Genomic DNA, 19,008 nt, shown 5'->3' with positions numbered 1-19,008 from the left:
ACGGGTTAGGTGACATCGTCATGCTGGCCGGTGAACGACGGCTCCCAGACCGGGTCCTGTACCGGTGCGGGCGGCTCGATGACCGATGCCTCGTCGTCCGGGATCACCGCCTGGGCTTCGCGCTTGGCCTTCCGCCTGTCGTGCAGGCGGGCGATCTGGATGGCGAACTCGAGGAGCACCGACAGCGCCACGCCGAGGGCGGTCATCGAGAACGGGTCGGACCCGGGGGTGAAGACGGCCGCGAACACGAACATCGCGAAAATCAGGCCGCGCCGCCACGACTTGAGCCGCTCGTAGGGCAGCATGCCCGTCATGTTGAGCATGACGATCAGCAGCGGAAATTCGAAGCTGACCCCAAACACGACCAACAGGTTGATCAGGAATCCGAAATACCGGTCCCCGGACAGCGCGGTCACCTGCACGTCGCTGCCGACGGTCAGCAAGAAGCCCAGCGCCTTGGACAGCACGAAGTACGCCAGCACCGCGCCAGCGACGAACAGCACGGCCGCGGGGACGACGAACCCGACCGCGAAGCGCCGCTCCTTCTGGTAGAGCCCCGGCGTGATGAATGCCCACAGCTCGTAGAACCACACAGGGCAGGCCAGCACGACCCCGGCGGTCAGCCCGACCTTGAGCCGCAACATGAACTGGTCGAACGGGGCCGTGGCCAGCAGCCGGCATTGACCGTCGGCACTTATGCTCGCGCGTGCGGATTGAGGCAGCGAGCAGTACGGATGGCGCAGCCACTCGCCGAGGCTTTCCAGCCCGAAGATCGAATGCGAGTACCAGACGAACCCGAAGATCGTGGTGACCAGGATGGCGGCCAGCGAGAGCAGCAGACGCGTGCGCAGCTCCGTCAGGTGGTCGACGAGCGACATCGTCGCGTCGGGATTGGTGCGGCTGCGCCTGTTACGCGGATTGAGGCGCCTCAGCACGCCGGCAGTGCGCGCTGAAACCTTGAAAACTTTCACGACGCTCGTTCAGTGGCGTTCGGGCACCGCGACGACGATGGCCGGCTACGCCGGGCGAGCTTCGGAGTGCCCCTGCTCGGGAGCCGCCGCCGGGGCGTCGACCCGCTGCGACTGCACGGGAGTGGGGTTCGCGGCGGAGGGGGCACTGTTGGTCGCGCTGTTCGTCTCCAGGGCCGACGACTCCGCTTTGTTCTCGCTCTGCATTTCGCGCAGCTCAGACTTGAAGATGCGCATCGACTTGCCCAACGAACGTGCTGCATCGGGGAGCTTCTTGGCACCAAAAAGCAGGATCACCACCACGGCGAGGATCGCCCAGTGCCACGGACTAAGACTGCCCACTTTGATTACCTCCAGACGTCTACCCGATGCTACCGCAATGCGACGGTCCCCCGGGGCGCCCGCGCCGTGACCTCAGTGGGTAAGCGCCTGATAGGACTCGCACGCCGCGGCCGCCGCATCCCGGATACGTCTCGCGAGTGATTCCGGTTCAAGCACCCGCACGTCCGACCCAAAGCCCAGCACGAGGCGCGTCATCCAGTCCTCGGAGGCGTAGGTCATCACCGCGTCGCAGGATCCGTCCGGCAACTCCCGCACCTCACGCATCGGGTAGTACTCGAACATCCACGACGCCGAGGGCGCGACCCGCAGTTTGGCCGACGGCAGTGACGGATCTCCGTCGAACAACGACGTGTCCGGCGGGGCCTGCAGCGCCAGTTCGGGCGGGGCCGCCGGCTCGTCCAACTCGGTGGCATCGACGATCCGGTCGAAGCGGAACAGCCGCACACCGTCCGATTCCCGCGACCAGGCCTCCAGGTAGCTGTGGCCACCGATCAGCAGTACCCGGACGGGGTCGACGATCCGGCTGGTAAGGGTGTCATGCGACGCGGAGTAATAGTCGATGGCCAGCGCGCGTTTGTGCTGGACGGCCGTGCGGACCGCGGCCGCCGCGCGGCTTTCCGCGGGCGCGGGCTCGTCGACCGCTGCCACCGAGCCGGTGGCGTCGTGCCCGATGGCGCCGGCCGCGGCCTCGATCTTGGCGATCGCGCTGCGTGCCGCCTCCGGGTCGACGACGCCCGGGATATCGGCGAGTGCCCGCAACGCCACCAACAGACCGGTGGCCTCCGGTGAGGTGAGCTTGAGCGGCCGGTCGATGCCCGCGGAGAACGTCACCTCGATGGTATCGCCGGAGAATTGGAAGTCGATCAGGTCACCCGGGTAGTAACCGGGCAGGCCGCACATCCACAGCTGGTTGAGGTCCTCTTCCAGTTGCTTGGCGGATACCCCGAGGTCGGCGGCCGCCTTGGCCCGAGTGACCCGCGGGTTGGCCTGGAAATACGGCACCATGTTGAGCAGCCGGATCAATCGCGTGGATATGGGGGTCATGGCTGGTTCGCCTCCTCCACGTGGGCGCGCAGCCGCGCCAGCACGTCGTCGCGCAGGGACTGCGGCTCGAGCACTATGGCGTCGGCCCCATAGCCGGCGATGTCGCGGGCCAACCGGTCGCTGGATCCGATGTCGATTTCGACCACGTCGCCGTCGCGGCCGCCCAGCTGCCGCGTGCCGGTCGACGTCCCGGCGCGCCGCAACGCGGTGGCCCGCCCGTCGGCGACCCACACCCGCGCCTGCCCACCGGTCGGGATCTCGGCCACCGTGCGGGCGACGATCTGGCGCAGGTCCACGTCCTCGGGCACGACGACCACCCCGGGTGGGCCGATCGGCCTGACCTCGGCGCCGATTCGCGACAGCCGAAAGGTGCGAGTGGCGTCGCGGTCGCGGTCGTGGCCCACCAGATACCAGCGACCCTTCTGGGTCACGACGCCCCACGGTTCCACGGTGCGCATGCTGTACGGCTCGGCCCGCGACGGCCGGTGCGGGAACTGCACCGCCTGCCGGGAATCGATGGCCGACAACAGGACTCCGAGAACCTCCTCCGACCCGCGCAGCCCGGGCACGCCGGCCGGGGAGGCAATGGCCACCGGCGCGTCCGGGTCGACGTCGACCCCGGCAGCACGCAGCTTGAGCAACGCACCCTGGGTGGCGGTGATCAGCTCGGGCGACTCCCACAATTGCGTCGCGACGGCTACCGCGGCCGCCTCGTCCGAAGTCAGCTCGACTGCCGGCAGCGAGTAGGCGTCGCGGTTGATGCGGTAGCCCTCGGTGGGATCCTGGGCCGACGCCCTGCCGACCTCCAGCGGGATGCCCAAATCGCGCAGCTCGTTCTTGTCGCGCTCGAACATGCGGGAGAACGCCTCGGCGCTGGGACTGTCCGCGTACCCGGCCACGCTGGACCTGATCTTCTCCGCGCTGATGTAGCCGCGGGTGGACAGCAGGGCGATGACGAGATTGACCAACCGCTCGACTTTCGAGGTCGCCATTCGCACCAGGTTATAGCTGGCGCTCGCGCCGCGCCTGCACCGGCTGGCGAGTCGCACCATTAACAATCGCCACACCAGTCACGAGCCGGCGAGCACCACAGCCTTCGAGAATTTGATAGCGCCGGCGCTATCACGTTTCCGGCGGGAGCATGGGCCGCCCCGGCGGGACTGGTGTGACTGTTGCGACCAATGGTGAGCGGTGGAGCTACATGCTGGCGATCAGCCGCTTGACCCGCTCGTCGACCGCCCGGAAGGGGTCTTTGCACAGCACGGTGCGTTGGGCCTGGTCGTTGAGCTTGAGGTGCACCCAGTCGACGGTGAAGTCGCGGCCCGCGGCCTGGGCGGCGCTGATGAACTCGCCACGCAGCCGGGCGCGGGTGGTCTGGGGCGGATGGTCGACCGCCTCCGTGATTTCCTCGTCGGTGGTCACGCGCGCCGCAAGTCCCTTGCGCTGCAGCAGGTCGAACACGCCGCGCCCGCGCTTGATGTCGTGATAGGCCAGGTCCAGCTGGGCGATCTTGGGGTCGGACAGCTCCATGTTGTAGCGGTCCTGGTAGCGCTGGAACAGCTTGCGCTTGATCACCCAGTCGATTTCGGTGTCGACCTTGGCGAAGTCCTGGCTCTCGACAGCGTCGAGCTGACGCCCCCACAGGTCCACGACCTGCTCGATCTGGGCGTTGGGCTCGCGGGTCTGCAGGTGTTCGACGGCGCGGGTGTAGTACTCGCGCTGGATGTCCAGCGCGCTGGCCTGACGCCCGCCGGCCAGCCGCACCGGCCGCCGGCCGGTGACATCGTGGCTGACCTCCCGGATGGCGCGGATGGGGTTGTCCAGCGAGAAGTCGCGGAAGGGAACGCCGGCCTCGATCATTTCCAGCACCAGCGCCGCGGTCCCCACCTTGAGCATGGTGGTGGTCTCGCACATGTTGGAGTCGCCGACGATCACGTGCAACCGCCGGTACTTCTCGGCGTCGGCGTGCGGCTCGTCGCGGGTGTTGATGATCGGACGGCTGCGGGTGGTGGCCGAGGAGACACCCTCCCAGATGTGCTCGGCACGTTGGGAAAGGCAGAACGTCGCCGCCTTGGGGGTTTGCAGCACCTTGCCGGCCCCGCAGATCAGCTGGCGGGTGACCAGGAACGGCAGCAACACATCGGAGATCCGGGAGAACTCGCCGGCCCGCACGATCAGGTAGTTCTCGTGGCAGCCGTAGGAGTTGCCCGCCGAATCGGTGTTGTTCTTGAACAGGTAGATGTCGCCGCCGATGCCCTCGTCGGCGAGCCGCTGTTCGGCGTCGATGAGCAGGTCTTCCAGCACCCATTCGCCGGCCCGGTCGTGGGTGACCAGCTGTACCAGGCTGTCGCACTCGGCCGTCGCGTACTCGGGGTGGCTGCCCACGTCGAGATACAGGCGGGCACCGTTGCGGAGGAAAACGTTGGAGCTGCGCCCCCAGGACACGACGCGCCGGAAGAGATAACGGGCGACCTCGTCCGGGGACAGGCGGCGATGGCCGTGGAAGGTGCAGGTGACACCGAACTCGGTCTCGATGCCCATAATTCGTCGCTGCACGTAATCGAGGGTACTGGTTGTCCGACCGGGAGGGCGCGGAAGCCGCGCCTACGGGTCCCGACGACTTTCCCGCGGCCCGCTAGCGCCTCCCGCGACGGCTCACCAGCACCCTGTGTACCAGCGGTCCCAGAACCGCACCCGTGCGCTCGGTGTTCTGCCGATAGCGAACACGCTCGGACACGCCCGATTCAGCCCGCGGAGTCGCCGTTGGAATCCGGCGCTTCGCCGTTGCTTTCCGGCTGCTTCGAATCTCCCTCGTGCAACAGGTTTTCCAGGGCGGCCCGGTTGATCCGCCGGAACGCCCGCCGCGGCCGGCTGACGTCCAGGATGGCAACCTCCAGGCTGCCCACATCAGGAGAAAGGTCCCCGTTGGAACCGTCGGCACTGCCGGCCCGCAACGCCTTCACGGCGATCTGCGTCGCGTCGCGCAGGTCGGCGTTCTCGGCGTAGGACTCCTTGAGCGCGGTGGTGATCGGCTCCGTCGTACCGCCCATCACCACGAAATGCGGCTCATCGGCGATCGACCCGTCGTAGGTGATGCGGTACAACTCAGGCGGTTTCGTCTCGCCGTAGTGCGCCACCTCGGCGACGCACAACTCCACCTCGTACGGCTTGGCCTGCTCGGTGAAGATGGTGCCCAAAGTCTGGGCGTAGACGTTGGCCAGCTGGCGGCCGGTGACGTCGCGGCGGTCGTACGCGTAGCCCCGGGTGTCGGCGAACTGGATTCCGCCGCGCCGCAGATTATCGAACTCGTTGAACTTGCCCGCGGCTGCGAAGCCCACGCGATCGTAGAGCTCGCTGATCTTCTGCAGGGACCGCGACGGGTTCTCCGCCACAAACAGCACACCACCGGCGTAGACCAGCGCGACCACGCTCTTGCCGCGCGCGATGCCTTTGCGTGCGAGCTCGCTGCGCTCGCGCATCGCCTGCTCGGGCGATATGAAATAAGGAAAGCTCACTTCTCACCGCCATCGGGGCCGAAAGTATCGGCGCGCGAGCGACTTTCGATAACTTCGCGGGCCAGCTCGGCGATCCGCCGCTCGGGCACCTCGGCCGCCCCTTCGGCACCGATGGTGACCGCCGTCGGGTAAATACCGCGCACCAAGTCGGGTCCGCCGGTGGCGGAATCGTCATCGGCGGCGTCGTACAGCGCCTCGACGGCCACCCGCACCGCGGAATCGGCGTCGACGACGCGCGAGTACAACTTCTTGATCGACGACTTGGCGAAGATCGACCCCGACCCCACCGACTGGTAGCCCTCTTCTTCCACGTTCCAGCCGCCGGCGGCGTCGAACGAGACGATCCGGCCGGCTCCCTCGGGGTCGGCCGCGTGGATGTCGTAGCCCGCCAGCAGCGGCAGCGCCACCAGTCCCTGCATCGCGGCGGCCAGGTTTCCGCGCACCATGATCGCGAGCCGGTTCACCTTGCCGGCGAACGTGAGCGGCACACCTTCGAGCTTCTCGTAGTGCTCGAGTTCCACCGCGTAGAGGCGGGCGAACTCGACGGCGATGGCCGCGGTGCCCGCGATGCCCGTGGCGGTGTAGTCGTCGGTGACGTATACCTTTTTCACGTCACGCCCGGCGATCATGTTGCCCTGGGTAGAGCGACGGTCGCCGGCGATGACAACGCCACCGGGATATTTCAGGGCCACGATGGTCGTGCCGTGCGGCAGCTGCGAGCCGGCCCCGCCGGCTTGCGCGCCGCCGAGAGTCGCCGGCAGCAGCTCCGGCGCTTGACGGCGCAGGAAGTCAGCAAACGACGACAGGTCTACGGCGGGATTTGCCGGGAGGGGGGAGTTAGCGGAGAGACGGTCAGAGAAGGGCCAGGTCACTGTCCGCCCTTTTGGACGTATGCCCGGACGAAGTCTTCAGCGTTCTCTTCGAGGACGTCATCGATCTCGTCGAGCAGATCGTCGGTGTCCTCGGCTAGCTTCTCGCGGCGCTCCTGGCCCGCGGCCGTGCTGTCGGCGAAATCGTCGTCGTCGCCACCACCACCGCCACGCTTGGTCTGCTCCTGAGCCATCGCCGGCCTCCTGCTTCATGTGAACTTGTTCAGCGGCTTGCTTGGTTCGTCAGCCACACTGCCCCGCTGGTATCTCTACCCTACCGGTCAACCCCGACGTTCCCCGGTTTAACCGGCTCAGCTGGTGAGTTGTTCCACCAGTTCGGCGGCGCTATCCACCGAATCCAGCAGTGCTCCGACGTGCGCCTTACTGCCGCGCAGCGGCTCAAGCGTCGGAATCCGAACCAGCGAGTCGCCACCCAGGTCGAAGATCACCGAGTCCCAACTGGCCGCGGCGATGTCGGCGCCGAACCTGCGCAGGCATTCACCCCGGAAGTACGCGCGCGTGTCCGTCGGCGGGTTGTCCACGGCCTCCAGCACCTGGTGTTCGGTGACCAGACGCTTCATCGAGCCACGCGCGACGAGCCGGTTGTACAGGCCCTTGTCCAGCCGGACATCGGAATACTGCAGATCGACCAGGTGTAGCCGCGGCGCCGACCAGCTGAGATTCTCCCGCTGCCGGAAGCCCTCCAGCAGCCGCAGCTTGGCCGGCCAGTCGAGCACCTCGGCGCATTCCATCGGGTCCCGCTCGAGTTGGTCGAGCACCTGGGCCCAGGTCTGGACGATGTCGGCGGCGCGGGGGTCGGGGTCGCGGCTGTCGACCAGCTTCGCCACCCGGTCCAGGTAAATCCGTTGCAACGCAAGGGCCGTCAATTCGCGACCGTCGGCCAGCGCCACGACGGCCCGCAGGGACGGATCGCGGCTGATCGCGTGGACCGCGTGCACCGGCCTGGCCAGCACCAAGTCGCTCAGGTCGATCCCGTGCTCCGGGCCGACTTCGATCAGGTCCAGCACCAGCGCCGTGGTGCCCAGCTTCAGATAGGTCGACGTCTCGGCCAGGTTGGCGTCGCCGATGATGACGTGCAACCTGCGGTACCGGTCGGCGTCGGCGTGCGGTTCGTCGCGGGTGTTGATGATGCCCCGCTTGAGCGTGGTTTCGAGGCCGACCTCGACCTCGATGTAATCGGAGCGCTGGGACAGCTGGAAGCCGGGCTCGTCACCGGACGGCCCGATGCCGACCCGGCCGGAGCCGGTCACCACCTGCCGGGACACCAGAAAGGGGGTCAGTCCGGCGATGATCGACGAAAACGGCGTCTGCCGCGACATCAGGTAATTTTCGTGCGCGCCGTAGGAGGCGCCTTTGCCGTCCACATTGTTCTTGTAGAGCTGCAGCTTGGCGGCCCCGGGCACGCTGGCGACGTGCCGGGCGGCGGCCTCCATCACCCGCTCGCCGGCCTTATCCCAGACCACCGCGTCGAGCGGGTCGGTGCACTCGGGCGCCGAGTACTCGGGATGTGCGTGGTCGACGTAGAGCCGCGCCCCGTTGGTCAGGATCATGTTGGCGGCGCCGACCTCGTCGGCGTCGACCACCGGGGGCGGACCCGCCGAGCGGCTCAGGTCGAAACCGCGGGCGTCGCGCAGTGGCGATTCCACCTCGTAGTCCCATCGGGTGCGCTTGGCGCGTTGAATGCCGGCGGCGGCCGCATAGGCCAACACCGCTTGGGTCGAGGTGAGGATCGGGTTGGCGGTCGGGTCGGACGGCGACGAAATGCCGTACTCGACCTCCGTCCCGATAATCCGTTGCATGCGTTCAGCGTAGGCCGGGCGACGATCCGTCCTCGCGCAGGGGGAAAACGCCCGGCACGAGGTTGCCGCGCCACTAGGGTGACCGGATGTGGACCCAACTCCGCGCCGCACGCCGGACCGCAGGCAGGCGGCCGCGGCTGAACAGTGGTTCTTAGAGCGTGGGTTGCCGTCGGTGCTGACCCGGCGCGGCCGGTGGCGGCGGCTGTGGCCGCGGTGCGCTCCCGCGCTGGCGGCCTGGGCGGCGGTGGAGGTCTGCCTGCTGGGCGTCTATTTCGTCAGCGACGGCAAAGAGGTCTTCATCAGCGGAACGCCGACGACTCACCAGTGGGTGATTCTGGCGCTGCTCGCGGTCGCTCTCCCGCTGGCCGCCCTGGCCGGTTGGCTGGTATCGCGGACGTCGAGCGGGCGCAACCGCGCGACCGTCGCGACCGTGGCACTGGGCCTCGCGATCGCGTGCGGTGTCATCGAATCCGGCCCCATGCAGTTGACCCGGCACGCCGTCATCCTGGTCCTGGTGTTCGTGCTGACCGGCAGCGGCGTTGGGTCGGTGTTCGCGTGGGCGGTGCGCATGACGATGGAGCACCTGTCCACGGTTGGCACGCTGGCGGTCCGCGCCCTGCCCATCGTGCTGCTGACCGCGTTGGTGTTCTTCAACACCTACGTCTGGCTGATGGCGGCGAACATCAACGGCGAAAGACTTTCGCTGGCAATCGTTTTCCTGCTCGGCATTGCAGGGACCTTCGTCGTGTCCAAGACCGTGGAACGAGTGCGACCCCTGTTGAAGTCGACGGCGTCGCTGCCCCAAGGTAGTGAGAACCTCGCCGGCACACCGTTTGCGACGATGCATGATCCCGCGGCCGGCACCCCCCTGAAACGCGCAGAACGCCTCAACGTGGTGTTTCTGCTGGCGACCTCACAACTCATCGAGATCCTGGTGGTGGCCGCCGTCGCCGCGACGATGTATCTGGTCCTCGGCCTGATCATCTTGACGCCACCACTACTCAAGGAATGGGCGCACAACACGGCCACCACCTCGACGGTATTCGGCTTCACGTTCCCGGCGCCAGATTCGCTGATCCACATGTGCCTGTTCCTGGGCGCGCTGACGTTCATGTACATCAGCGCCCGCGCGGTCGACGACGCCGAGTATCGGGGTATGTTCCTCGACCCGCTGATCGACGATCTGCACACCGCCCTGGCGGCCCGCAACCGCTACCGCGGCGCGGTCGCGCCGTCCGCGCTTGCTGTTGACGGCACCGACGGTAGTGACTAACTTCACCGTGTGTCCGCCCCCGAATCCGACCACGTCGGTAAACACTCGCTCGACCTGGCCGGAAAACGCTACGGCGAAGTGCTACTGGTAACTTCCGGCGAGGCCGGCCCGCAGGCAACGGTCTACAACAGCTTTCCGCTCAACGACTGCCCCGCCGAACTGTGGTCCGCGCTCGACCCGCACGCCATCGCCGCCGAAAACGGCGTGGCCGCAGCGCTGCTCAACGGTCCGCGGTACTGGCTGATGAACGCCATCGAGAAACAAGCCCAAGGTCCGCAGGTGACCAAGACCTTCGGCGGCATCGAGATGATCCAGCAGGCGACGGTCCTGTTGTCCTCGATGAATCCCGCGCCCTATGTCCCCAACAAGGTCAATCGCCACACCGTCTTCGTCTTCAACGCCGGACAACAGATCTACGAACTCATCGACCCCCAGGGACAGCACTGGGTGATGCAGACCCTGAGCCAAGTCGCCGACCCCAACCTGTCGCAAGCCGATTTGCCGCGACTCGCCGACCGGCTCGACCTGCCGGCGGGGTGGACCTACCAGCCCCGTGTCCTCACCGACGAGCTGCGCGTGGACACCCGGACCCGGGCGGCCCAAGTGCTGCAGGACAATCTGACCAACAGCTACTCGTTGGTGACCGACTGACGCTGAACCGCACCGCGCCGGCGCGCCGCCTTACAGGTATTGGCCGAGGTTGGATTCGGTGTCGATGGCCCGCGATGCGCTCGAGCTCTTGCCGGTGACCAGCGTGCGGATGTAGACGATCCGCTCGCCCTTCTTACCCGAAATCCGTGCCCAGTCATCGGGGTTGGTGGTGTTGGGCAGGTCCTCGTTCTCGGCGAACTCGTCCACGATCGAGTCGAGCAGATGCTGGATGCGCAGACCCGGTTGCCCGGTTTCCAGCACCGACTTGATCGCGTTCTTCTTCGCCCGGTCGACGACGTTCTGGATCATGGCTCCGGAGTTGAAGTCCTTGAAGTACATGACTTCCTTGTCACCGTTGGCGTAGGTGACCTCCAGGAACCGGTTGTCGTCGATCTCGGCGTACATCCGCTCGACGACCTTTTCGATCATCGCCCGGATGCAGGCCGAACGGTCGCCCCCGAACTCGGCGAGATCGTCGGCATGCACCGGCAGCGTCTCGACCAGGTACTTCGAGAAGATGTCTTGCGCCGCTTCGGCATCGGGCCGCTCGATCTTGATCTTCACGTCCAGACGGCCGGGCCGCAGGATCGCGGGGTCGATCATGTCCTCACGGTTGGAGGCGCCGATCACGATGACGTTCTCGAGCCCCTCCACCCCGTCGATCTCACTCAGCAGCTGCGGGACCACGGTGGTCTCGACATCGGAGGAGACGCCGGTGCCGCGGGTGCGGAATATCGAGTCCATCTCGTCGAAGAACACGATCACCGGTGTTCCCTCGGACGCCTTCTCGCGGGCCCGCTGGAAGATCAGCCGGATGTGCCGCTCGGTCTCGCCGACGAACTTGTTCAGCAGCTCCGGGCCCTTGATGTTGAGGAAGTAGGACTTCGCCTCGCGCGCGTCGTCCCCACGCACCTCGGCCATCTTCTTCGCCAGCGAGTTCGCCACCGCCTTGGCGATCAACGTCTTCCCACAGCCGGGCGGGCCGTACAGCAACACACCCTTGGGCGGGCGCAGCGCGTACTCCCGGTACAGCTCCTTGTGCAGGAAGGGCAGCTCCACCGCATCGCGGATCTGCTCGATCTGGCGAGTCAGGCCACCGATGTCCTGGTAGCTGACGTCGGGCACCTCTTCCAGCACCAGGTCTTCGACCTCGGCCTTGGGGATGCGCTCGAACGCGTAGCCCGCCTTGGTGTCGACCAGCAACGAGTCGCCCGGCCGCAGCTTGCGCGGCCTGGTGTCGTCGTTGAGGGCGTCGGGGTGTCCCTCCGGCAGGTCCTCGGCCACCAGCGGCTCCGCCAGCCAGACGATGCGCTCCTCGTCGGCGTGACCGACGACCAACGCGCGGTGCCCGTCGGCCAACAGCTCACGCAACGTGGAGATCTCGCCGACCGATTCGTAGGTGCCGGCCTCGACGACCGTCAGCGCCTCGTTGAGGCGAACCGTCTGGCCCTTGCGCAGCGACGCGACCTCGATGTTCGGCGAGCAGGTCAGGCGCATCTTGCGGCCCGAGGTGAACACATCGACGGTGTCGTCCTCGTGCGCGCCCAACAATACGCCGTAACCACTCGGCGGCTGCCCGAGCCGATCGACTTCCTCCCGCAACGCCAGTAGTTGCTGGCGCGCCTCTTTGAGCGTCTCCATCAACTTCGAGTTGCGGGCCGCAAGCGAGTCGATGCGGGCTTCCAGTTGATGCACATCGCGCGCGGAGCGGGCGCCGCCTTGCCCGGCCGCATGCTCGAGTTGCTCGCGCAGCAGCGCTGCCTCGCGGCGTAATTCTTCCAATTCGGCAGCATCGCCGGGGGACATGCCTGACTCACGGGGGGTACCGAATGATTCAGAACGCTCTGAGCCACCCATGTTGCGCTCCTTTCCCACACCGAATTGGCGCGGTGGATACTTCAAAGCTACCGGCGATTGACCAATGATGTGCGGAGTCAAATACCCACGAAAAGTTAAGATTTTCGTCTCGCTGGTAATCTCGGCCACTAATCTCGCTGATCGAAAGGGCCGCTGTGACCGCAAAAAGCCTCGCCACCGGCCTAGTCGGCTCAGCCGACGTCGGCGCGGCGAGCGCGGGTGTGAGTTCAGTTGCACCCGTTGGCCCGACCGCGCGCCGGGTGCCCCCTCCGCACAGCGTCCCGACCCCGCAGCCGGCCTGATCGACGGGATGCACCGACACCTGTCCGCAACGTTGAGCGCCGCCACCATCCTGGCGGCGGTCGGACTCTCGGGATGTTCGTCGCATCAGCAACCCCGAATTGCCTCCTCCGTGCCCGCGGCGGCCCCAGCCACGTCGAGCACGGTCGCTAGTTTTCCGACTACCCCGCTGCCGACGCCTGAAGCCCTTACCGACATCTTGACCCGGCTCGTCGACCCGAACGTATCCGGTATCAACAAGGTGGGTCTGGTCGAAGGCGCGACCCCCGAAAGCGCGGACACCCTGGGCAAGTTTTCCAACGCGTTGCGCGACAACGGCTACCTACCCATGAACTTCGTCGCGCACGACATCGCCTGGTCGGACAAGACCCCCGCCGACGTGGTGGCGACCATCGACGTCAACACCGCCCAGCCGGCAAACGCCAGCTTTCACTTCCCCATGGAATTCACGCCCTTCCAAGGGGGTTGGCAGTTGTCCCGGCGAACCGGCGAAATGCTGTTGGCGGTGGGCAAGTCGCCGGCGGTGACCCCGCCCCCCAGCCCGGCACCGGCGCCGCCTCCGGTGCCGGCCCCCGCACCGCCACCGGCTCCGCCGCCCGTGCCGGCCCCTGCGCCCGCGCCGCAACCAGCCCCCGCCCCGGCTCCCGCACCAGCCCCGGAGCCCGGTCCGGCCCCAGAGCCCGCGCCGGCCCCGGAGCCACCCGGTTGACACCCGGCATGTGGATCGGCTGGCTCGAGTTCGACGTCTTACTCGGCGACGTCCGGTCGCTCAAGCAGAAACGGTCGGTGATCCGCCCCGTCGTCGCCGAGCTGCGACGCAAATTCAGCGTGTCGGCGGCCGAGACCGGTTCACATGAGCTCTACCGGCGCGCGGGCATCGGGCTGGCCACGGTGTCCGCCGACCGGAGCCACGCGGTCGACGTCCTGGATGCGGCCGAACGGCTGGTGGCCGCGCACCCAGAGTTCGAGCTGCTGTCGGTGCGACGCGGCTTGCAGCGCAGCGACGACTAACGCAAAAGCCCGGCCGATGGCGACGACCCGCCGCGCTTGCGATCGCCGCTAGCCGTCGCGGCCCTCGCGTTTGCGGCCCAACGGCGCGGGGGCGACGACGCCGGGTGCGAGGCGTCGCGTGAAGACCAGGAATGCGGTGTGCCCGCGCATGGAATGCTGCGGCCGGACGGCCAGGCCGACCACGTTCCAGCCGCGCTGCAGCGTTTCCCACGACCGCGGCTCGGTCCAGCATTGCTGGGCCCGCAACGCCTCCACGACGCGCGACAGCTGGGTCACGGTCGCCACGTAGATCATCAGTACGCCGCCGGGGATCAGCAGGCGGGACACCGCGTCGAGCACCTCCCACGGCGCGAGCATGTCGAGCACCGCCCGGTCGAAGGAGCCGTCGGGCCGATCGGAGTCGACGAGGTCGCTGACGATCAGCTCCCAGTTGTCCGGTGGCTGGCCATAGAACACCGAGACGTTGCGGAGCGCGTGTTCGGCGTGATCGGCGCGCTGTTCGTAGGAGACCACCCGCCCCTCGGGCCCGACCGCGCGCAGCAGCGAGCAGGTCAGCGCCCCGGATCCGGCCCCGGCCTCCAGCACGCGGGCGCCCGGGAAGATGTCGCCCTCGTGCACGATCTGCGCCGCGTCCTTGGGGTAGATGACCTGCGGCCCGCGGGGCATCGACATGATGTAGTCGACCAGCAGCGGGCGCAGCACCAGGAAGGGCGCCCCGTTGCTGGATTTGACCACGCTGCCCTGCTCCAGCCCGATCAGCGCATCGTGGGCGATCGAGCCGCGATGGGTATGGAACTCGGCGCCGGGCGTGAGCGACATCGTGTAGTGCCGGCCCTTGGCGTCGGTGAGTTGGACGCGTTCCCCGACGGTGAACGGGCCGGTTGCGGACACGCCGTCTAGCGTGCCAGCCGACTCGCCGCGGGCGGTGCTCGGGGTTGTCGGCACCCGGTTCTACGCTGCGCTCATGATCGACCAGCCGCAGACACGCACGCGGCCGGCTGCGAAACCGGCGCTCTCCCCGTCGCGGGCGGCGGACTTCAAGCAGTGCCCGCTGCTGTACCGGTTCCGGGCGATCGACCGGTTGCCCGAGGCCCCGTCGGCCGCACAGTTGCGCGGCTCGGTGGTGCACGCGGCCCTGCAGCAGCTCTACGGGCTGCCCGCCGCCCAGCGCGGCCCCGACACCGCGCTGTCGCTGGTCGAGCCGGCCTGGGAGCGGGTGATCGCCGCGGAACCCGACCTGGCCGGCGAGTTCGATCCCGCGCAGCGCGGCCAGCTGCTCGCCGAGGCCCGTGCGCTGCTCTCCGGCTATTACCGGCTCGAGGACCCGACCCGCTTCGACCCGCATTGCTGTGAAGAGCGCGTGGAGGTCGAGCTCGCCGACGGCACGCTGCTGCGCGGGTTCATCGATCGGATCGACGTCGCCGCCACCGGCGAGCTGCGGGTGGTCGACTACAAGACCGGCAAGGCGCCGCCGGCCGCGCGTGCCCTGGCGGAATTCAAAGCGATGTTCCAGATGAAGTTCTACGCGGTTGCCCTGCTGCGCACCCGCGGCGTGCCGCCCACCCGGCTGCGGCTCATCTACCTCGCCGACGGCCAAGTGCTGGATTACTCGCCCGACCACGACGAGTTGCTGCGGTTTGAGAAGACCCTGATGGCGATCTGGCGCGCGATCCAATCCGCCGGGCAGACGGGCGATTTCCGTCCCAGCCAGTCGCGGTTGTGCGACTGGTGCCCCCACCAGCAGCACTGCCCGCTGTTCGGCGGAACACCGCCGACTTATCCGGGCTGGCCGGAATACCCACCGGCGCAAGAGTTTTCGCATCAGACCGAGCCGGCGGCATGACCAACCGCTCACCAATGGTGTGACGAGGGTCTCTGTGGCCTAGCCGCCGGCTCACCGCGAGTGCGGTATGCTGTTGACAACGTTGGCGCCGAACGGCTTGCCAGCACGTCGTGATCGATTCGTTATTTCTTCTCAGATCCCCGCGGGGCGCCGAGTCCGAGATGACCAGGTGCGCACCGCACAGCCTCGAGCGCGGCGATCGATGTTGCCAGACGGGCAATCTCGCCACCACCGATGCTTAGGGATAATGAAACATGCTTGAAGACAAAACTTTTGCTCACCTCGGCGTGAGCCAGCCGTTGGTTGACGCGCTCGCTAAGGGCGGCGCTCACCGGCCGTTTCCCATCCAGATCGAGACCTTGCCGGATACGCTTGCCGGCCGTGATGTGTTGGGCCGCGGCAAGACCGGCAGCGGCAAGACGCTCGCGTTCTCGATCCCGCTGGTAAGCCGACTCGATGCCGGTAATCGGCGGCCGGGCCGGCCGACCGGGCTGGTGTTGGCCCCCACGCGTGAACTGGCGACCCAAATCGCCGCGACCATCGAGCCGCTTGCCGCCGTTCGGCGGCTGCGCGTGGTCACGATCTTCGGCGGGGTGCCGCAGCACAGGCAAGTCACGGCGCTGAAGTCCGGGGTCGACATCGTCGTCGCCTGCCCGGGCCGCCTGGAAGACCTGATGAAGCAACGCGTCATCGATCTGAGCGCGGTGCAGGTCACCGTCATCGATGAGGCCGACCACCTCGCCGACCTCGGCTTCCTCCCCACCGTTACCCGAATCTTGGCGGCCACCCCCGCCACCGGCCAGCGGCTGCTCTTCTCGGCCACGCTGGACGGCGCGGTCGACACCCTGGTGAAACGATTCCTCACCAGCCCGGTGACGCACTCGGTCGCCGACCCGACGTCGCTGACCCCTGCGATGACACATCACCTCTTCTGTGTCGATGGCCCGCAAGCCAAGAAAGACTTGGTACACCGGTTGGCCGCTGGAGACTCGCGGCGAATCCTGTTCATGCGGACCAAACACCAGGCCCGCAAGCTGGCGCGCCAACTCACGCAATCGGGTATCGCCTCGGTGGAGTTGCACGGCAACCTCTCCCAAGCCGTGCGCGACCGGAACTTGGCGGCGTTCACGGCCGGACACGCGCGAGTCCTCGTCGCAACCGATATCGCCGCCCGCGGTGTGCACGTCGACAACGTCGACCTGGTGGTCCACGTCGACCCGCCCGCGGAGCACAAGGCTTACCTGCATCGATCCGGCCGCACGGCCCGCGCCGGCGCCTCCGGTGACGTGGTCACCATCGCGCTGCCCGAGCAACGCCGCGACACCGAATCGATGATGCGCAAGGCGGCCATTCGGGCCGTCCCCCAACAGGTCACGGCGGCTTCCCCGGTCATCCACGCCCTCGCCGGCGAAGCCGCGCCCCGCAAGGTCGTCGCGCCCGCCTCGGCCCCGGCCCGGCGGCCCGCGCCGACCTCGGTTGCCGGCCACGGTCCGGCCGCCGCGCGTAGCAGCCGACGCCGTTCCCGTCGCCCCGCCACGACGGCGCGCTCAGTCCGATAGCGGCGTCATCTCCTGCAGCATGGTGGGAATGAGCTCGCTGACGGTGGGATGGATGTGCATGGTGCGCGCGAGCGTGGTGTAGGGCGCTTTGGCCGACATGACGTCCAGGATTTCGTGCACGGCCTCGTCGCCGCCGACGCCGAAGATGGCCGCTCCCAAAATCTCCCGGGTTTCGGCATCGACCACGACCTTCATAAAGCCTTGCGTCTCACCCTTTTCCACCGCCCGGCCCACCCTGGTCATCGGCCGCTTACCGACGAGCGCCTTGCGCCCCGACGCGCGGACCTGGTCGACGGTCATGCCGGCCCGCCCTAGCGGTGGGTCGATATAGAGCGCATAGGTGGTGATGCGGTCGCTGACCCGGCGCGGGTCGTCATCGAGCAGGTTGGCGGCGATGATCTCGAAATCGTTGTAGGAGGTATGGGTGAACGCCCCCCTGCCGTTGCAGTCGCCCATCGCCCAGATGTGGTCGACGTTGGTCTTGAGCTGGTCGTCGACGACGATATAGCCGCGGGCGTCCGTCCGCACACCCGCCGCCTCAAGCCCCAGGTCGTCGGTGTTGGGCCGCCGGCCGACGGCCAGCAACAAGTGGCTTCCGGCAATGGGATCAGCACCCGCACTAGGCGTGAGTTCAAAACCGTTGCCGGTATTAGTGATCCGCACGTCATCGGCGCCGACGATGACGTCGATGCCCTCGTCCTCCAGGATGACCCGGACGGCGGCGGAGACGTCCTCGTCTTCGCGGGACGCCAGGCGCGAACCCCTCTCGACGACGGTGACCGGGGCCCCGAAGCGCCGGTACATCTGCGCGAACTCCAGCGCGATATAGCTCCCGCCGAGGATGACGAGATGTGTTGGCAGCGTGTCGAGTTCGAGGATGGAGACGTTGGTGAGGAACTCGATGTCGGACAAGCCCGGGATGTCCGGCACCACCGCGCGGCCACCGACATTGAGGAAGATCCGGTCGGCATGCAGCACGTCTTGCCCATTTTGCGAGTCCACCCGCAATGTGTGCGGATCCTCGAAACGGGCGTGCCCGCGAAAGACGGTGCAACCGTCCATGCCCGCCAGCCAGTCCTCGACGCCCTTGCGGTCGCCCAGCATGATGTTGTCTTTACGTGCCTTGACTTTGGCCATGTCCACGCTCACCGGTCCGGTAGAAACCCCGAAGTCCGCACCGCGCCGCGCGAGGTGGGCGGCATACGCGCTGGCCACCAGCGTCTTCGTCGGGATGCATCCGGTGTTGACGCAGGTGCCGCCGACGAGTTTGCGCTCCACCAGCGCGATGCGCTGCCCCGCCGCCGTCAGTCGCCCCGCGAGCGGTGGGCCAGCCTGTCCGGCGCCGACGATGATGGCGTCGAAATGCGCTGTCACTTAACGGCCGTCAGCAGGTACTCCGTTAGCACGTGACCGGTCGCCGCAGCGATGGCAAACCCACCCAGGATTGCGATGGCGTCCTCCAGCAGCGCGATGGGCAAGTCCTTGCCGGCCACGGCGGCAAGGCGTTTGCGCGCCTGATAGCCGCCGAGAGTGCCGAGCACCGCGCCGATGACGCCGGCCCCGAGCGCGGTATAGGTCCAATGCGGCCATGCGCCCAGCGCCGCGCCCGCCAACCCGCCCATGATGATCCGGGCGGCGAAGACCGGCGGCGCGGTGCGGGCCGGCGTCTTGGGCAGCTTGTCGATGACGAGTTCGCCGACGGCGAGAACGGTGAACACAATGGCCGTGATGATGTTGGCCATCCAGGCCGCCCACGTGCCGTGCAAGTCGATCCAACCCAAAAACGCGGCCCAGGCGACGACGGCGGGAGCCGTCAGCGAGCGCAACCCGGCGACGACACCGATCAACAAAGCCACCAGCAGAATAAGCGCGTGTGTCACGAAGACCCTCCTGAGGGAACGAACAGCCCGGCAATGGTCAGGGATGACGGCCCATGGGGGTGACACGGGCGAAACA

The 19,008-nt window shown here is 67.5% G+C and carries 18 protein-coding genes and 1 pseudogene; 6 read left to right on the top strand and 13 right to left on the bottom strand.

Features of this window, described 5'->3' with window-relative positions; translation table 11 throughout:
* Window positions 1–5: 5 nt before the first annotated feature.
* The 9 genes from tatC to dop all read right to left on the bottom strand — a co-directional run bounded on the left by tatC (window position 6) and on the right by dop (window position 8,558).
* Entirely contained in the window at window positions 6–971 is a 966-nt protein-coding gene (tatC, locus tag A5750_RS00685; RefSeq protein WP_156659271.1) for a twin-arginine translocase subunit TatC, read from the bottom strand.
* A 45-nt stretch (window positions 972–1,016) separates the two neighbouring features.
* Window positions 1,017–1,310 (bottom strand): Sec-independent protein translocase subunit TatA, encoded by a 294-nt coding sequence (tatA, locus tag A5750_RS00680; RefSeq protein ID WP_066949072.1) that lies wholly within the window; start codon window positions 1,308–1,310, stop codon window positions 1,017–1,019.
* A gap of 72 nt (window positions 1,311–1,382) precedes the next feature.
* Entirely contained in the window at window positions 1,383–2,354 is a 972-nt protein-coding gene (locus tag A5750_RS00675) for a YafY family protein (protein ID WP_067260601.1), read from the bottom strand.
* Complete coding sequence (locus A5750_RS00670; protein WP_066949162.1) at window positions 2,351–3,346, bottom strand: YafY family protein; 996 nt, start codon at window positions 3,344–3,346, stop codon at window positions 2,351–2,353. Before A5750_RS00670 ends, A5750_RS00675 begins: the two co-directional genes overlap by 4 nt.
* A gap of 205 nt (window positions 3,347–3,551) precedes the next feature.
* Complete coding sequence (gene pafA / locus A5750_RS00665; protein ID WP_156622714.1) at window positions 3,552–4,910, bottom strand: Pup--protein ligase; 1,359 nt, start codon at window positions 4,908–4,910, stop codon at window positions 3,552–3,554.
* 188 nt (window positions 4,911–5,098) lie between these two features.
* Window positions 5,099–5,869 carry a proteasome subunit alpha gene (gene prcA / locus A5750_RS00660; protein WP_066949081.1) on the bottom strand — a complete coding sequence of 257 codons (771 nt, stop codon included), beginning with the start codon at window positions 5,867–5,869 and terminating at the stop codon, window positions 5,099–5,101.
* The gene (gene prcB, locus A5750_RS00655) at window positions 5,866–6,741 is read right to left on the bottom strand and encodes a proteasome subunit beta (protein ID WP_066949083.1); all 876 of its coding nucleotides are present in this window, start codon (window positions 6,739–6,741) and stop codon (window positions 5,866–5,868) included. Before prcB ends, prcA begins: the two co-directional genes overlap by 4 nt.
* Window positions 6,738–6,932: a ubiquitin-like protein Pup gene (locus tag A5750_RS00650; RefSeq protein ID WP_007170369.1), complete on the bottom strand. Its 195-nt coding sequence runs from the start codon at window positions 6,930–6,932 to the stop codon at window positions 6,738–6,740. Before A5750_RS00650 ends, prcB begins: the two co-directional genes overlap by 4 nt.
* Window positions 6,933–7,049: 117 nt before the next feature.
* Window positions 7,050–8,558, bottom strand: a complete 1,509-nt coding sequence (gene dop / locus A5750_RS00645) for a pup deamidase/depupylase (RefSeq protein ID WP_066949085.1) — start codon at window positions 8,556–8,558, stop codon at window positions 7,050–7,052.
* 88 nt (window positions 8,559–8,646) lie between these two features.
* On the opposite strand from dop, the gene A5750_RS00640 reads away from it, so the two are divergent.
* Both A5750_RS00640 and A5750_RS00635 read left to right on the top strand, forming a co-directional pair.
* Window positions 8,647–9,831, top strand: a complete 1,185-nt coding sequence (locus tag A5750_RS00640; protein WP_066949087.1) for a hypothetical protein — start codon at window positions 8,647–8,649, stop codon at window positions 9,829–9,831.
* A 9-nt stretch (window positions 9,832–9,840) separates the two neighbouring features.
* Window positions 9,841–10,482: a hypothetical protein gene (locus tag A5750_RS00635; protein ID WP_066949089.1), complete on the top strand. Its 642-nt coding sequence runs from the start codon at window positions 9,841–9,843 to the stop codon at window positions 10,480–10,482.
* A gap of 30 nt (window positions 10,483–10,512) precedes the next feature.
* Here the strand turns inward: A5750_RS00635 and arc are convergent, their stop codons facing one another.
* Complete coding sequence (arc, locus tag A5750_RS00630; RefSeq protein WP_066949164.1) at window positions 10,513–12,339, bottom strand: proteasome ATPase; 1,827 nt, start codon at window positions 12,337–12,339, stop codon at window positions 10,513–10,515.
* A 310-nt stretch (window positions 12,340–12,649) separates the two neighbouring features.
* On the opposite strand from arc, the pseudogene A5750_RS00625 reads away from it, so the two are divergent.
* Window positions 12,650–13,207: pseudogene (locus tag A5750_RS00625) on the top strand (hypothetical protein); the annotation flags it as partial.
* A 149-nt stretch (window positions 13,208–13,356) separates the two neighbouring features.
* Window positions 13,357–13,650 (top strand): DUF503 domain-containing protein, encoded by a 294-nt coding sequence (locus A5750_RS00620; RefSeq protein WP_066946832.1) that lies wholly within the window; start codon window positions 13,357–13,359, stop codon window positions 13,648–13,650.
* A gap of 48 nt (window positions 13,651–13,698) precedes the next feature.
* On the opposite strand, the gene trmI is transcribed toward A5750_RS00620, so the two are convergent.
* Window positions 13,699–14,541 (bottom strand): tRNA (adenine(58)-N(1))-methyltransferase TrmI, encoded by an 843-nt coding sequence (gene trmI / locus A5750_RS00615; RefSeq protein WP_066946836.1) that lies wholly within the window; start codon window positions 14,539–14,541, stop codon window positions 13,699–13,701.
* 73 nt (window positions 14,542–14,614) lie between these two features.
* On the opposite strand from trmI, the gene A5750_RS00610 reads away from it, so the two are divergent.
* Window positions 14,615–15,493 carry a RecB family exonuclease gene (locus tag A5750_RS00610; RefSeq protein WP_066946908.1) on the top strand — a complete coding sequence of 293 codons (879 nt, stop codon included), beginning with the start codon at window positions 14,615–14,617 and terminating at the stop codon, window positions 15,491–15,493.
* Between the two features lie 254 nt (window positions 15,494–15,747).
* Window positions 15,748–17,052: a DEAD/DEAH box helicase gene (locus tag A5750_RS00605; RefSeq protein WP_066946840.1), complete on the top strand. Its 1,305-nt coding sequence runs from the start codon at window positions 15,748–15,750 to the stop codon at window positions 17,050–17,052.
* Here A5750_RS00605 and A5750_RS00600 read toward each other — a convergent pair.
* The gene (locus A5750_RS00600; RefSeq protein WP_066946844.1) at window positions 17,041–18,426 is read right to left on the bottom strand and encodes an FAD-containing oxidoreductase; all 1,386 of its coding nucleotides are present in this window, start codon (window positions 18,424–18,426) and stop codon (window positions 17,041–17,043) included. The two genes, A5750_RS00605 and A5750_RS00600, sit on opposite strands and share 12 nt — an antisense overlap.
* The gene (locus A5750_RS00595; protein ID WP_066946849.1) at window positions 18,423–18,932 is read right to left on the bottom strand and encodes a DUF4126 domain-containing protein; all 510 of its coding nucleotides are present in this window, start codon (window positions 18,930–18,932) and stop codon (window positions 18,423–18,425) included. Before A5750_RS00595 ends, A5750_RS00600 begins: the two co-directional genes overlap by 4 nt.
* Between the last annotated feature and the right edge of the window lie 76 nt (window positions 18,933–19,008).

The organism is Mycobacterium sp. 852002-51613_SCH5001154, assembly GCF_001667425.1.
GTDB lineage: Bacteria > Actinomycetota > Actinomycetes > Mycobacteriales > Mycobacteriaceae > Mycobacterium.
The sequence above is the reverse complement of the archived record's forward strand: the minus strand, read 5'-3'. Positions and strand labels throughout refer to the sequence as shown.